10 protein-coding genes and 2 pseudogenes are annotated in these 14,928 nt (G+C 51.1%); 6 read left to right on the forward strand and 6 right to left on the reverse strand.

All coding sequences use genetic code 11. The annotated features are described in order from the left end of the window. Positions 1-145: 145 nt before the first annotated feature. A pseudogene (locus IT774_RS15695) lies at positions 146-928 on the reverse strand (PAS domain-containing protein); the annotation flags it as partial. Between the two features lie 942 nt (positions 929-1,870). On the opposite strand from IT774_RS15695, the gene zntR reads away from it, so the two are divergent. The 5 genes and pseudogenes from zntR to IT774_RS15720 all read left to right on the forward strand — a co-directional run bounded on the left by zntR (position 1,871) and on the right by IT774_RS15720 (position 6,798). Continuing rightward, entirely contained in the window at positions 1,871-2,296 is a 426-nt protein-coding gene (gene zntR, locus IT774_RS15700) for a Zn(2+)-responsive transcriptional regulator (protein WP_195810604.1), read from the forward strand. Then, positions 2,293-3,479, forward strand: a pseudogene (locus IT774_RS15705) (SO_0444 family Cu/Zn efflux transporter). Before zntR ends, IT774_RS15705 begins: the two are co-directional and overlap by 4 nt. A 348-nt stretch (positions 3,480-3,827) precedes the next feature. Then, on the forward strand, positions 3,828-4,691 hold the full coding sequence (locus IT774_RS15710; protein WP_195810606.1) for a BadF/BadG/BcrA/BcrD ATPase family protein: 864 nt from the start codon (positions 3,828-3,830) through the stop codon (positions 4,689-4,691). Positions 4,692-4,722: 31 nt separating this feature from the next. Then, the gene (nagA, locus tag IT774_RS15715) at positions 4,723-5,844 is read left to right on the forward strand and encodes an N-acetylglucosamine-6-phosphate deacetylase (protein WP_195810607.1); all 1,122 of its coding nucleotides are present in this window, start codon (positions 4,723-4,725) and stop codon (positions 5,842-5,844) included. Between the two features lie 612 nt (positions 5,845-6,456). Beyond that, positions 6,457-6,798 carry an FKBP-type peptidyl-prolyl cis-trans isomerase gene (locus tag IT774_RS15720; protein ID WP_195810608.1) on the forward strand — a complete coding sequence of 114 codons (342 nt, stop codon included), beginning with the start codon at positions 6,457-6,459 and terminating at the stop codon, positions 6,796-6,798. Between the two features lie 498 nt (positions 6,799-7,296). Here the strand turns inward: IT774_RS15720 and IT774_RS15725 are convergent, their stop codons facing one another. The 5 genes from IT774_RS15725 to glmU all read right to left on the reverse strand — a co-directional run bounded on the left by IT774_RS15725 (position 7,297) and on the right by glmU (position 13,307). Beyond that, the gene (locus tag IT774_RS15725) at positions 7,297-7,902 is read right to left on the reverse strand and encodes a YrbL family protein (RefSeq protein ID WP_195810609.1); all 606 of its coding nucleotides are present in this window, start codon (positions 7,900-7,902) and stop codon (positions 7,297-7,299) included. Between the two features lie 166 nt (positions 7,903-8,068). Next, positions 8,069-9,901, reverse strand: a complete 1,833-nt coding sequence (gene glmS / locus IT774_RS15730) for a glutamine--fructose-6-phosphate transaminase (isomerizing) (RefSeq protein ID WP_195810610.1) — start codon at positions 9,899-9,901, stop codon at positions 8,069-8,071. 3 nt (positions 9,902-9,904) lie between these two features. Then, positions 9,905-10,681: a DeoR/GlpR family DNA-binding transcription regulator gene (locus IT774_RS15735; RefSeq protein WP_195810611.1), complete on the reverse strand. Its 777-nt coding sequence runs from the start codon at positions 10,679-10,681 to the stop codon at positions 9,905-9,907. Positions 10,682-10,733: 52 nt separating this feature from the next. Further along, positions 10,734-11,780 carry a Gfo/Idh/MocA family oxidoreductase gene (locus IT774_RS15740; RefSeq protein WP_195810612.1) on the reverse strand — a complete coding sequence of 349 codons (1,047 nt, stop codon included), beginning with the start codon at positions 11,778-11,780 and terminating at the stop codon, positions 10,734-10,736. A 162-nt stretch (positions 11,781-11,942) separates the two neighbouring features. After that, positions 11,943-13,307: a bifunctional UDP-N-acetylglucosamine diphosphorylase/glucosamine-1-phosphate N-acetyltransferase GlmU gene (glmU, locus tag IT774_RS15745; protein WP_195810613.1), complete on the reverse strand. Its 1,365-nt coding sequence runs from the start codon at positions 13,305-13,307 to the stop codon at positions 11,943-11,945. 198 nt (positions 13,308-13,505) lie between these two features. Between glmU and IT774_RS15750 the strand changes: the two genes are divergently transcribed. After that, positions 13,506-14,927, forward strand: coding sequence for a sensor domain-containing diguanylate cyclase (locus tag IT774_RS15750; protein WP_195810614.1), 1,422 nt, complete (start codon positions 13,506-13,508; stop codon positions 14,925-14,927). The last annotated feature ends 1 nt before the right edge of the window (position 14,928 follow it).

Here is a 14,928-nt window from a genome sequence, read left to right on the forward strand (position 1 = left end):
CGAGTCCAAAGCTGGCGGCGAAGCGGGCGTCTGCAATAAAGCGATTGTCCGGTATCGTCCAAACCCAGGTTCCAACGATGGCGCCCGCGTCCAGCGCCAGTTGCACGCGTTCGGCCGCGTCGGCGGCATCTGCAGCCATTTTCTTATGCTCAGTGATATCGCGTACAAACACGGCCAGACCCGCGTCGACCATATAGGCGCGCGTTTCAAACCAGCACAATCCTTGTTCAGCTGATACGTGGGAATAATCGTGCCGCTCCGGTTTACCACTGGCACTGACGCGTTGGCACATCGAGTAGACTGAAGCCTGCCCGCCTTCCGAGAATAGGGCCCCGAACTCCTCTCCAATTATATCGCCCTGCGTCTTAATCAGGCGCGAAACGGCATCATTGGCTTCCAACACGCGAAAATCTGGCCCCAGCAGCAGGAATGCCTCGTCCATGTTGGTCAGCACACCGCGATGCCGAGCCTCGCTTTCGGCCAACCGCTGCTCGGTCAGTACCTGGGAGGTGATCTCCGTGCACGCGCAGAACAACCCCTCGACTTCCAAACCTTCCCCGCGCACCGGAGAGTAGAAGAAGGAAAAATGAGTCTGTTCCGGATAGCCGTGGCGTTGCACCATCAACGGGATGTCCTGCATCTGCACGGGCTCGCCGCTAAGAGCAGAAGATACTATTGGCTGGAGTTGCTCCCGGATCTCGTACCAGACTTCTAAAAAATCCCGACCAAGCGCATCTGGATGCTTGTTGCCGAGGATTTCTGCGTAGTGGTCATTATAGATAAGAGTGCGCGTGGGCCCCCACGCTACAAACATCGGTTGGTTTGACGCTAACATTATTCCCACCAACGTCTTGAGTGACGACGGCCAGGCTGTCGATGCACCCAGGGGCGTCTGTTCCCAAGCAAAAGCCCGCAACCGCACGCCCATCGCCCCGCCGCCAGCCAAAAAATGTGGTGTTTCGTTTGTCAATTGGTCCTACCCCTAACGCCAGTGAGAACGACTGCCGCGCAATTGCGCGGCAGTCCAGTGAGCGCAACGAACGTGTTTAACACACTTTTCAGGCGAACTAGTCATCACCCAACAGCTGCTCATTACTCAGAGAGATGATTATCGAAGAAATCTTTTGTCACTGTGTAGTGCTCGGTTTCTTCATGTGTGATTTCTAATATATCAGATTCACTAAATTTTAGAATCTTAGCATTCGGCTATGCACAAAGAATTGGCGAATGCGTAGCAATTATGGATTGCGATTTATCATTACCAAAATCACAAACTGCAGCACGCGCAGCCAGTTGATGTGTGTTGAAAGTACAGCCTCTGGCTTATCTCGTATGATTAAGCGATTTCCACGCAATTTATCTCAGCGCAATGACATACATGATTTACCATGCGTCCTTGCATGAAGTGATTTATTACTAAATCCTGCTCATTAACCAACATCAACTAGATAAGATGCAACATTAAAAAAACTTTCAGCACACAATCTACTCTATAAACAATTAGTTAGATAGCACCTTGAACACAAAATCACCTTCCACAGAGGGTATTATTGAAAAGGCTCAGTAATATCCGGGTTAGTGTTTGATAAATTTCAACCGCTCGATCATCCATTTGACTGTACATTTAAGTGCCTGCTTTAGTTTGTTGTTTGAAACTTCTCCGTGCTCTAACCTATGACCTCTTATGACACCAAACAAACTGTCGCGCCTGGCTAGACTCTTCACCGAATACCGTTGATTAAAGTTGTAACGTTTCTAGCTCACCCCACTTCTGTATGTATCTTCCTGCCAGCGACCTGGTTTTTTGCTTTGCATGCGTTCGTTTTTATGCTTGACTCTTGAGTTAACTCCAGGGTTTATACTGGCAACCATGAAAAAACCATCCATATTAAAAATTGGCGAACTGGCCCGCCAGGCTGGGGTGTCGGTGGACACGATTCGCTTTTACGAAAATAAAGGGTTGCTGAGCGCCTCCAAGCGTTCGGCCACCGGTTATCGCCTGTTTGGCGAAGACGATGTGACCCGGCTGTTGTTTATTGCCCGGGCTAAACAAGTTGGTTTTACCTTAGATGAAATTACCGAGTTGCTTGATCTCAAGTTGCATCCGGACGAGCACACCTGTCAGGAAGTCAAACAACGGACTCAGGTAAAGCTTGATAAAGTCAGCCAGAAAATTGCCGAGCTGGAACGCATTCGGCGCTCACTGGCCAAGTTACATGAGGCATGCGGTGGGGGCACCCAAAGTGCTCAGCATTGCTCTATTTTGCAGCTGCTGGAGTCGGACGATCTACTATGAATGATATTTTGCTGTTAACCGAAAACTTTTTGGCGCTGTTTATGGAGTCAGCGCCGTGGCTGCTATTAGGGTTAGCAGTGGCCGCGGTGATGCACGAACTGGTGCCTGTCAGTTTACTACAGCGCCATATGGGCAGCAGTAGCGTCTCCGCCATTAGCAAAGCTGCGGTCATTGGCGCCCCACTGCCCTTGTGCTCATGCGGGGTGATTCCGGCTGCGGTGGGGCTGCGCCGAAGCGGTGCATCCAAACCGGCCACCGTCTCGTTTTTGGTCTCTACGCCCGAAACCGGCGTGGACTCGGTCTCGGTGTCTTATGCCTTGCTAGGGCCGTTATTCGCTATTGTGCGGCCGGTCGCGGCCATAATCAGTGCGCTTTACGCGGGCATTATGGTCAAGCTGTTTGTGCAGGAAGATAAAGCCGCGGTTGCCACCAGCCAAACCGCAACGGCCGCCGCCAGTGCATCGTCCTGCTGCAGCACTGAGACGGCGCCTTCCACCAGCAGCGGTTGCAGTAGTGGGCCATCAGAACCTGCTCCTGCCAGGGTGGAAGAAAGTTGTTGCGCAAGCAAGGCCACCGTCAAAAAGTCTGCCGAACCCGGCAAAATGACGGCGATGTGGCGTTTTGCTACCGGCCAGTTGCTTGAAGATATCGCGGTATGGTTGTTGGTGGGTCTGGCCTTGGCTGCCGCGATCCAGACCTGGGTACCTACCGACTTTCTGACCCAGTGGGGAGATGGCCTGGTGGCCATGATGGTAATGGCCTTTATCGGTATTCCAATGTACATCTGTGCCACCGCCTCGACCCCTATTGCCGTAGGTTTTCTGGCCGCCGGGCTGTCGCCAGGTGCCGTGCTGGTATTTTTACTGGCAGGGCCAGCCACCAATGTTTCGACCATGGGCATGATTTTAAAAGAGCTGGGCCGTCGTTCACTGGTGCTGTATATCTTTAGCGTTACATCCGCCGCCATCAGCCTTGGGTATTTACTTAACTGGGCAGTAGCCGCCTTTAACTGGCAGGGCTTAATTGTTACTGCCGGCGATACCGCTTTACACGGTGGCACCACCGAAGTTATCTACGCGCTGTGCGCCATGATTCTGGGGCGCTTATCCTTCGTATTGGCTGGCAAAAGCTGAGTACGCGATTAAGCAGCAGTACCGGCTCGCAAAACAGTTGCTGTAGTTAACCTGACCTGAAGCGAATCAGCAAATGCCCAGGACGGGCTGAATGTGGTGAAGAGCAAGCACCACATGCATGCCCATCCTGACTAAAAGCCTGGAGCCATACCGGTGGAGATCAGCCTGCGAGGTATGGTTGCAGACTTAGCAGGCGACACTCCTGTTTATCAGCCCAGAATTCCGTCTTCGGGCAGGAGCATTACACCAACCAACTCAACCCTCACTTCCGCTATAAGATTAGGTTCAGTCGTTGTCATTGAACCATCAAAATAGGCCTACCTGCATTCCCAGCCTGGCTGAATTTGCTATGATGCTGGCTTAATAACAAACCAACTTTTGGTTACCGGAACTTCACAGTGAACAATAACGCTTTTTTTCTGGGTATAGACGGGGGCGGCACTAAGTGTCTGGCCCGCCTGCAGGATGCCAGTGGTAACCTGCTGGCCCAGTGCCAGACCGGCCCGGCTAACCCGGCGCAGGATGCCGGCAGCGCATTGACTCAGATTGAGCTGGCCCTCGACACGCTGCTGCAGCGCACCGGTTTAACCCCGGAAATCTGGGGTCGCACCTCTGCGGTGCTGGGTCTGGCAGGCGTGAATATCCCCGCCTATCAGCAGCTGGCGGAATCCTGGCCCTTGCCTTTTGCTAACTTGCGGGTGGTAAGCGACCTGCACATTGCCTGTATCGGAGCGCACCGCAGCGAAGCGGGGGCAGTGATTATTACCGGCACCGGCAGTTCGGCGGTTGTGATGCATCACCAAAAACCGGTGTATTTGGGCGGCCATGGCTTTCCACTGGGAGATAAAGCCTCCGGGGCCTGGTTAGGCTGGCGGGCATTAAGTCTGACGCTGGAAACCCTGGATGGGCTGCATCCTCAAAATCAGCTTACCGAAGCAGTATGCCGCCAACTGCAATCCAGCGCTTCTCAGGATATTGTAACCCAAACCTTAAAATACCGTCCGGCGGATTTTGCCCAACTCGCGCCACTGGTTTTTGCCCAGGCACCATCCTGCGGGGAGAGCCGGGTATTATTAAAAGAAGGAGCGGACTATCTTGCCTCACTGGTGCATCGACTAAACAGCTATGCCCCGTCTCGGTGCGCGATTATTGGCGGCCTGGCGGCCAGCTGGATCCCCTGGCTCAACCCCGACGTAGTAAACCTGCTGACCCCGGCCCTGCAAGAACCAATAGACGGTGCCTTATGGTTAGCTGCACGCTGAACGTTCTATTACTCTAATCAAATGGAGCCTTATGACTGACTTTTTTTGTCCCTCGCTGTTCGATGGCCAAACATTGCACCGCGATGTTCGCTTTACGGTAGATGAAGGCCGGATCGCTGCGTTTACTCCTGACAGCGCGGCCGGTGACGCTTGTGTGCTTACCGGTCTGGTATGTCCGGGCTTTATTGATACCCAGGTAAATGGCGGTGGCGGGGTACAGTTTAACGACCAACCTACTTTTGGCTGCCTGCAGCAAATGGCCACCGCTCATGCCCGGCATGGCACCAGTAGCCTGTTACCCACGGTCATCACTGACGATATCGAAACCATGCAAGAGGCGGCCAATGCGCAGGCCAAAGCTTATCACCACGCCCCCTCCCGTTTTGTGGGAATTCATTTTGAAGGTCCGCACTTAAGTGAAGCCAAAAAAGGCATGCACAGTGCCAGGCATCTGCGCATTCTGGGTGATGAGGAGATGGCGATTTTTTGCCGACAGGATTTAGGCCAGGTTATGTTGACGGTGGCGCCTGAAACCGTCACCCCGGATCAAATTCGAACCCTGGTAGCCCACAAAGTGATTGTCAGTGTGGGACACACGAATGCCAGCTTTGAACAGTGCGCCGAGGCCTTTGCTGCCGGAGCTACCGGAGCCACCCACCTGTTCAATGCCATGTCGGCATTCACCAGTCGCGAACCCGGTGTGGTAGGTGCCGCTTTATATCATCCGGACGTATACTGTGGTCTGATTCTGGATTTGGCCCATGTTCACAAAATTAGCGCGGCGTTGGCCATTGCGCAGAAAGGAGCCCAGCGTATCATGCTGGTGACCGATGCAATGGGCCCGGCGGCCAGCGACACCGACCACTTTGTGTATCAGGACAAAAAAGTCATGAAACAGCACGGTACCCTGCGCCTGGATGATGGCACGTTAGCCGGATCCATCTTGACCATGGATATGGCAGTAAAAAATGCCGCTTCTTTGGAAGGCGTCTCATTAGCACAGGCGCTGATGATGGCCACCCGCACCCCGGCGCAATTCCTGGGCCTGAACAATATTGGTCGGTTGGGAGAAAGCAGCTATGCCAATTTTGTCTGTCTGGATGACTCGCTACAGCTGACGGGGCACTGGCATCAGGGGGTCAGCCAGATATAAAAGCCACCGCCCGGCGCCGGTGGCAGGCCATTAATTCCGGCCTTTTTCTTCGACACTGGCGCTGAAGTCGCCAATCTGTACATGCGTCTATGGCAATTCGTAGCTTATCACCCCAAAGCTATCAGTATTGCTGAACAGACTATCAGTGTAACCCCTTCCCGCGGTTATCTGGTCGACTTTGAAATCAGCACCACTGAAGTGATTTTTGCGAGTGAACATATCGGCCCGCCACCAGAGACTGGTCGGTTAATGCCTTTGATAAAACCGCATGGAAGGTTTGTGCTCAATGCCAATTGAGGACTCTTTTCATCAGCTTGTATATGGCTTTGCTGCACATAGCCCCGCGCACGTGCCAGGGCGTTACCGGAAGTAAGGGATAATAAGATTAATAGCAACTTGTTCCTGTGCTGCTTCTTTGCAAATGATCCTGGTTCTCCGCCCACCCCGGAATGATTCGACTTTTCCTATGGAAAGGCCACACAGATTAATAATTAAACTAAGAAAAAGCAGAAACGTTAATACTTATTACGAAGCGCTAGTGACAACCCAAATACGCAGATTACACTATGGCTTTTGTCTACAAAAAATGTATTTATCGAAATGAGGCCCCCAATGAGTAATGAAATCCGTATCGAAGATCTTATCGAAGGTCAGGGCAAAACCGCTGTTAAAGGCGCACTTATCACCGTGCATTACCGCGGTTTTCTGGATAATGGTACCGAATTTGATTCTTCCTTTGCCAAAGGCCAGCCCTTTAAAACCGTGCTGTCCAAAAATAAACTTATCCAGGGCTGGTTTTTAGGTATGCAGGGCATGCAGGTGGGAGGCAGGCGAAAAATATGGGTCCCCGCCGAACTGGCGTACGGCGAACGCCGAATTGGCGACAAAATTCCACCCCACAGCAATCTGTTGTTCGATGTTGAGTTACTCGAGGTACTTACGCGCGACGACTAATCTGTCGGGGGGAACCGCCGTGTTTCACGCATTTACCGAAGCGGTTACCAAGCCCTGCTCAGAGTTTTCTGATTATATCAGCGCATCCCACCACCCTTACGCGTCGTGGGCTGATGGTTCTGACTAACTTACCAGGCCCCTGTGACCTATCAGGCACAATTTCAAAGCCTGCTTCTTCCACTGACTCTTTTTATAAACCTCAGGTCCATTGTTCAGGGTCAGGGGTTGGGCCGCTTTTTCTCATGTGGATGCAGCGGCGGGGAAAAGTGAGTATGTGAGTGAGTAATCATGGTGTACCGGGGGTGAATAGCAGCATCTGCGGTGCCTACACCGCCATCTCGTTTCAGGTGGCAAAAGGTCTGCTCACCAGTAATCCATGTATGACCGTGATGCGAACCTTCTGAAACACATATGGCTAAATATGTACTAGTCTGCTTTGATGTAAGAAGCAGTAACTTACGTAATTGCTATGAAGCTGACGTGGGAGTTAGGCGGGGTCTACATTTTAGGAATTTTTACGATTTCCTCCCGCACTGCAAATTCATTGAACCAGTTGTACTTTTCGCGGTTCCACTTGCGCAGATTTTTACGACGGCCCAATACTTTGAAATAATCGCATAATGGCAAAAAGTCATTATGACCGATTCCATCCACCACTACAGGTAGGTATTCGTTATTGCCGGTACGCCGTAGCATGACGTTTTCGGTAATCAAATCCCGAAAGATAATATTTTGTTGAACCAGATGTTTAATCAGCTCATCGAGCTTATCGACCACCATGCGATTAAAATCTGGATCATCCTGTCTTAAATAGTGTCCCACCGTTTTAGCGACCTGCCCATCAGCGTCACGCACCAGCTCAAACACCACCCCGGTGCCACGACTGGTGGGCACTACATCCATTAGGTTAGCTACCATAGGAGAGGCAATATTACGCCGTTTTAAGAAGCGAAAATAGTTGATTTCACGAGTCTGCGTTTTTCTCGGGCTGTCTTTATGCAGCACCTTTACACACAGGTTGGCATCGTAAGGGTGATAATAACACGCACGGTTAGAGCCACTGGAAAGCAGTAGATCGGAGGTTAATTGTAAGGGTTCAGACATAGGCCTATTAGATACAGAGTATAAAAACAGCGAAGTGAAATAATACTTATAAATATATCACTACAAATTTATACCTTTATATAGGGCTACATAACCTGTTCGGATTACTTTATGCATAAAAAAAGCTGGGCAGAGCCAGCTTTTTTTGTATTCAAAACCCGCTCGATTATTCCACGGTCACCGACTTCGCCAGATTTCGTGGCTGGTCTACATCAGTGCCTTTAATTAGCGCAACATAGTAAGACAACAGCTGTAATGGCAGGGTGTAGATAATGGGCGCAATCACCGGTTCACAATGCGGTACATTGATAACCCGCATAGTCTCATCAGACACAAACTTGGCGTTTTTATCAGCAAACACATACATGATGCCGCCGCGGGCGCGAACCTCTTCTACATTCGACTTCAGTTTTTCAAGCAACTGATTGTTAGGCGCGACCACAATAACCGGCATTTCCTCATCAATCAGCGCCAGTGGGCCGTGCTTCAGCTCGCCGGAGGCATACGCTTCAGCATGAATGTACGAGATTTCCTTAAGCTTTAACGCCCCTTCCATAGCGATGGGGTACTGATCGCCACGACCTAAAAACAGACTATGGTTTTTATCGGCAAATTCTTCAGCCAGATCTTCAATCCCTTCGCTGATGGTCAGGGTTTCTTCTAGCTTGGCCGGCAGGCTATGCAGCGCCTTGACGATGCTTTGGCTGTCAGCCTCGGTTAAACCATGATGTTTGCCTATGGCCAGTGTCAGCATCAAAAAGGCGGTGAGCTGGGTGGTAAAGGCTTTGGTCGAGGCAACACCGATTTCCGCGCCGGCTTTGGTCATAAAGGCCAGATCTGATTCACGCACCAATGACGAGCCCGGTACATTACAGATGGTCAGGCTCGACATGTAGCCTAAATCCTTGGCCAGGCGTAATGCCGCCAGGGTATCGGCGGTTTCACCGGATTGAGAAATCGTGACCAGCAGGCTGTTTTCGTGAACCACCGACTTGCGGTAACGAAACTCAGAGGCGATTTCGATACCGCATGATACATTTGCGTATTGCTCAAGCCAGTAACGGGCGGTCATACCGGCATGATAACTGGTACCACAGGCAATAATCTGGACATGCTTGACCCGCGATAATATCTCGTCAGCACCTTCGCCAAAGATATTGGCCGCCAAACCGGTATCGCCAAGGCGATCTTTTAAGGTATTGCGAACCACCGTGGGCTGCTCGTGAATTTCTTTGAGCATATAGTGGCGGTATCCCGCTTTGTCGCCGGCATCATGTTCAACATTAGACTCAATGATTTCGCGCTCTACCGGCTGGCCGTCTTTGTCAAAGATATTGACTTCGCGACGGGTTACCTCGGCCACATCACCTTCTTCTAAGAAAATAAACTTGCGGGTAACCGGCAACAGGGCCATCTGATCAGAGGCAATAAAGTTTTCGCCGAGGCCCAGCCCGATAACCAATGGACTGCCTGAACGGGCCACCACCACTTTGGCGGGGTCTTCCTTATCCATGATAACCGTACCGTAGGCACCATGAAATTGCGTGACTGACTGTTGGACCGCTTTTAGCAGATCGCAGCCAGCGTTGAGTTGCTCATTAACGGTATGAGCAATAGTTTCAGTATCGGTATCGCTGGTAAAGGTATAGCCTTTGCCCTGCAGCGCTTCACGTAAATCCATGTAGTTTTCGATAATGCCGTTATGGACTACCGCGATGCGCTCATTTGAAAAATGCGGATGAGCATTGGCTTCGGTAACGCCGCCATGGGTGGCCCAGCGTGTATGCGCGATCCCGGTGGTTCCCAGGCCATTGTCGCCGTCGATAGCATCGACCAGCGCCTGCACTTTACCGGTACGACGAACCCGGTTTAAGGTACCGTCTTTTTGCAACAGGGCGACCCCGGCAGAATCGTAGCCACGGTATTCAAGGCGTTTCAGGCCTTCCAACAGAATCTCTACAACGTTACGCTCGGCAACGGCTCCTACTATTCCACACATACTTCATACTCCATTGGGCGTGGCTATCAATACCGCTACGCCATGATCTGTAATTGCCTGTTTCACCGCCGGGCTGATATTGCTGTCGGTGATCAGGTAAGCGATAGACTTCCAGGGTAATTCAAGGTTGGGCATGCGGTGGTCAAATTTGCTCGACTCGGCCACAATGGCTACCTCTCTGGCCGCACTGGCCATGGTTTCTGTAAGTCCGGTTAATTCATTAAAGGTGGTCGTCCCCCGCTCAACATCGATGCCTGACGCACCTATAAAAGCATAGTCAAAGCTGTAAGCCTGAGTCACTTTTTCTGCCATGTGGCCCTGAAACGATTGCGACTGAGGATCCCAGGTGCCGCCGGTCATCAGCACGGTTGGCTCATTATCCTGTTCAGTCAGATAGCTGGCGGCTTTCAGCGAGTTGGTCATCACCACCAGCCGTGAAAAGGCATGCAAATGCGGCAACATGGTTTCGGTGGTACTGCCGCTGTCGATAAGAATACGGGCGTTGTCATGCAGTAAACTGGCTGCGCGCGCGCCAATAGCTTGTTTTTGCGCCGACACGGGCCGCAATAACGGAGCAGCCGCAACGGCGGCTGGAACGGGTGCAGCCCCACCAAACTGACGTACCAGCACGCCTTGCTGCGCCAAAATGCTCAGATCCTTGCGGATGGTCACCTCTGAGGTGCCAAACTCACCGGCCAGCACATCTACCTGTGCATGGCCCCGGTGGTTCACCCACTCTACAATAGCTTCACGACGCTGTTGGGTATTTCGCTTTTGCATTTCGAAACTTATATTTTCACAATGAAAGTTATTTAACTATAAAAAGTTACGTTTAGCAATGTTTGTGTGCCGGTAATTTCACTGCCAACCGTTTGCCCTGAGCACTACTTTGCAAAGCCAGCTCAATCAGTTGTATTACCGGCACCACACTCTCGGCTGCGGCTGGCGAGGGCTGCTGATGTTCAATGCTGTCTGCCAGTTGCTGATAAAACTGACTATAGTTACCTTTTTCTGTTTCGATAAGATCACAACCGGTTTCAAAACAAAACTTACCGAAAGATTTTTTACTTTCATAGCCAAATTCCTTTGCGGTTAGCGGCATGCCGGCTTTAAGCTGATTTTCCTGAGGATCCAGGCCATATTTTCGATAATTGCCTGAGGTACCCTGTACATCGAAACGCAAGGTGGTACCGCCTTGAAACGGCGAACTGCCCACCTGCACCACTTTGTCGGTATAGAATAAGGTTACATCAAATAAGTCATCACTCTGGCCCTGGTCCCGCAATATTTGCACATTAGCCTGGAGTGCTTCAGGCAGCCCAAACAACTGCACACACTGGTCCAACAAATGCGGCCCTAAATCCCAGAAAATACCGGCACCAGGCCCGGCATTTTCACGCCAGCGATTTTTGGGTACCGGCCGAAACCGGTCGAAGCGACTAATCATGCGTTTTACGTCACCAAAACGATGCTCTGCCATCAGCTTTTTCAGGGTTAGAAAATCCCCGTCAAAACGTCGGTTATGAAAGACATGCAGTGTTTTTTGCTGGCGTTCGGCTTGTTCACACAAGGCCGTAGCATCGGCATGGGAAAGGGTAAATGGCTTTTCCACCAGCACATGGCTATCGCTGGCCAGACACTGACTGGCCTGAGCATAATGCAGATCATTGGGCGTGGTAATAATGCTTAACTCGGGCTGAGCCTGGGCCAGTGCGTCGTCCAGACTGGCAAAGACCGGCACGTCGGGTAACACGGCATGGACTGCCTCCGGCTTTGACGAGACCACCCCGCAAAGGTGGTAGCCCGACAACTGGGTCAAAAAGGGCAGATGAAATGTCTGGCCGGAAAATCCAAAGCCCACCAGCAGGGTTTTAATCATAATGTTCCTCATTATTCAGTAAGGGTTGGTTAGCCGTCATTTAGCTTAGAAAAACAGCCAGCAATCCTCGTCTTCATTCGCTGACATGGTTGTGTGTGAAAATAAAAAGCCCGGTCTGAATACTTCAGCCGGGCCGAATCTCAACAAGGCAAAGCCTGCTGTTTAGCTTTTCTTGGTGGGACGCTTCCAGTTATCAATATTGCGCTGTTTGGCGCGCGCAATGGCTAAGGCGCTGTCTTCAACCTTATTGGTGACCACCGAGCCGGCCCCCACCGTCGCGCCCTGACCAATTTCCACCGGCGCGACTAAGGCGGTGTTAGAGCCAATAAACGCATTCTCGCCAATCAAGGTTTTGGATTTATTCACCCCGTCATAGTTACAGGTGATGGTACCGGCGCCGATGTTGGCCCGGGCGCCAACCTCGGCATCGCCCAGGTAAGTCAGGTGATTAGCTTTGGCACCTTCGCCCAGGGTGGTTTTTTTCATTTCAACAAAATTGCCGACTTTCGAGCCTTTTTGCATCACCGAGTCCGGACGTAATCTGGCAAAGGGGCCGATAGAGCAGGATTCCGCGACTTGCGCCTGCTCAATCAGGGTGTGGGCTTCAATCACAGTATTATCGCCAATACGACAATCTTTAAGCACACAGTTGGGTCCGATAGATACATTGTCGCCCAGGATGACCTCGCCTTCTAAAACACAATTGATATCGATAAACACATCATTGCCGGTGGTCACCTTGCCGCGAACATCAATTCGCGCCGGATCCGCCAGAGTGGCCCCGGCTGTCATCAGTTCTTCAGCATTCCAGCGCTGTAACGCCCGTTCCAGTTTGGCCAGATGAATGCGGTTGTTGACGCCCTCGGTCTCTACGACTTCATCAGGATGAGCCGCCTGAATGACTTTACCTTCCGCCGCGGCCATGGCGATAACATCGGTCAGGTAATATTCTCCCTGAGCATTGTCATTGCTCAGTGCTTCCAGCCAGCGTTTTAAATCCGCACCGTTCATCATCATCATACCGGTATTGATTTCGGTAATTTCCCGTTGCGCTTCTGTGGCATCTTTATGTTCGACAATGGCGGTGATGTTATTGTCCTGCGCACGCACAATCCGGCCCATACCGGTAGGGTCGTCCAGATTGACCGTCAGTAACGCCAGGTCACAGTGCTGTTTTACCGCGACCAGGCGCTCCAGGGTTTGTTGGCGAATAAGGGGCGCATCCCCAACCAGAATCAACACGTCTTCGTCATCGGTAATGGCATCCGCGGCCTGTTGCACCGCATGACCGGTGCCCAGTTGCTCAGCCTGTAAACACCAGTTAAGATTATCGCCGTGAACCTGCTGTTGTAGCAATTCACCACCGTGACCATACACCAGATGAACTGCGCTGGCCTGCATTTGCTCCACCGTATGGATAATTCGCTGCACCATGGGTACACCACCCACTTTATGCAGCACTTTGGGTAAGGCAGATTTCATGCGGGTCCCTTTACCCGCCGCCAGCACAACAACAGAAAACGACATGCACATTCCTTAACTTCTGTTAGTAATAAATTGATATTAGACTTAGTGTATCTAAGCCAGGAGTCAGAGTCAGCGATAGATACGACCATTTTCTGATTTTGTTTAATTTTGTCGGCGTTGCTAGTGGTTAGTGGCTGAATCAGCTATATTGCCCAAGGATCTACCAGACCTTAACCCCACGCAAAGGAGCATGCATTGATGACCGCCTTCAGAACCCTTCATCGCAGTATTCTGCTGCTGTTTTTTGTGGTGGTGCTGGCCATTGTAACGCTGGTGCATTTTAGTATTTCCAAAATTGTGGCCGAACAAAGCCGTGCCCAGCAAAAATCCCTTTCCCCGGCCATTAATCTGATTGTCAATGAGTTGCTTAAACCCCTGCATACCGCCGAAGCGCTGGGACATTCACCGGAGCTGGTACAGTTGCTGGACCAGGACAAGCTCGATGGCAATGAAGTGCTTCGGGTGCTTAAGCGCATGGAACAGCAATTTGACCTGGTGTTTTTTCTGGCCAGCGAAAAAGAGCGTATGCAGTACATGTCTGATGGCATGGTTATCCCCCTGATTGAAGGCCAGGTGAGCTGGTACTTCAAATATAAAGACCGGCCAGAAACCGCCGTGGCGGATATTGGAAAATGGGAGGACACCCATTTTTACATCGACATAAAAATCTTCGATAAAGAAGGCGAATTTTTAGGCTTCTTTGGTGTAGGTCAGAGTTTATCGAGTTTTCTGACATTATTTGACGAATACAAAAATGAATATGGCTATGATTTTATTTTTGTGGATGAAAACAGCGATATTATGTTGTCCTCGGATGCCAGCCTGATTGCCGAATATTCAGAATTCACCAATTTGTCGCAGCTTGACTGGTTTGCTCAGCTGCCTGCTGAAGTGCGGCAAAAGCGAGCGCTGAACAACCGGCTGGTTACCATTGATGAACAGGAATACCTGATTGCTGAGGTTGGCCTGAACCAGTTTGACTGGACGGTTTTTTTGCTCAGCCCCCTGGAAAAACGTCAGGCTGAGATTTCACAGGGATTTATCTTAACCGTGGTTGCCTTGCTGATAGTGGTGTTTTCACTGTTTGTGCTGGTTTACCATGTATTATCGTATTTTCGCCGTGATATTCATCGCGACATTGTCATTCCACCGCCGGCCCGCCTGCCCGATCGCATGACGATTGAAGATGATTACAACCGCCTGTTAAATGCGTATCAGTATTTAAGCATTGTGCTGGTGAACATTGATAATTTCGCGATCATCAACGACACCTACGGCCGCTCGACCGGCGATGAGGTCCATCAGCATATTGTGCATTATCTGCAATCACAGCTGGGTACCAAGTCGGTGCTGGGATTATGGAGCAGCGAAGAGTTTATTATCTTACTGCCTGAACTGGGTCCCCATGAAGCCCGCAAAAAGGCGGAGGAACTGCGCGAAGGCATTTTGAATCTACCGCCGATCAATAAAGCCCTGCAACTAAAACTTTCGGCGTCATTTGGGATTTCGTATACGGCCACCCGCCGGCCCATGAGCGAAGTGGCCAGTTATGCAGAGGATGCGTTATATCAGGCCCAGCGTGATGGTCGCAATCTGGTGCGGTTGCAGCTGATCAGCTGAA

Origin of the sequence: Salinimonas marina (assembly GCF_015644725.1) — a bacterium.
Lineage (GTDB): Bacteria > Pseudomonadota > Gammaproteobacteria > Enterobacterales > Alteromonadaceae > Alteromonas.

Bases quoted from the DNA above. Each gene is read 5' to 3' on its own strand.
- zntR (WP_195810604.1), top strand. From the start codon at position 1,871: ATGAAAAAACCATCCATATTAAAAATTGGCGAACTGGCCCGCCAGGCT.
- IT774_RS15750 (WP_195810614.1), top strand. From the start codon at position 13,506: ATGACCGCCTTCAGAACCCTTCATCGCAGTATTCTGCTGCTGTTTTTT.
- IT774_RS15725 (WP_195810609.1), bottom strand. From the start codon at position 7,902: ATGTCTGAACCCTTACAATTAACCTCCGATCTACTGCTTTCCAGTGGC.
- glmU (WP_195810613.1), bottom strand. From the start codon at position 13,307: ATGTCGTTTTCTGTTGTTGTGCTGGCGGCGGGTAAAGGGACCCGCATG.
- IT774_RS15720 (WP_195810608.1), top strand. From the start codon at position 6,457: ATGAGTAATGAAATCCGTATCGAAGATCTTATCGAAGGTCAGGGCAAA.
- nagA (WP_195810607.1), top strand. From the start codon at position 4,723: ATGACTGACTTTTTTTGTCCCTCGCTGTTCGATGGCCAAACATTGCAC.
- IT774_RS15735 (WP_195810611.1), bottom strand. From the start codon at position 10,681: ATGCAAAAGCGAAATACCCAACAGCGTCGTGAAGCTATTGTAGAGTGG.
- glmS (WP_195810610.1), bottom strand. From the start codon at position 9,901: ATGTGTGGAATAGTAGGAGCCGTTGCCGAGCGTAACGTTGTAGAGATT.
- IT774_RS15740 (WP_195810612.1), bottom strand. From the start codon at position 11,780: ATGATTAAAACCCTGCTGGTGGGCTTTGGATTTTCCGGCCAGACATTT.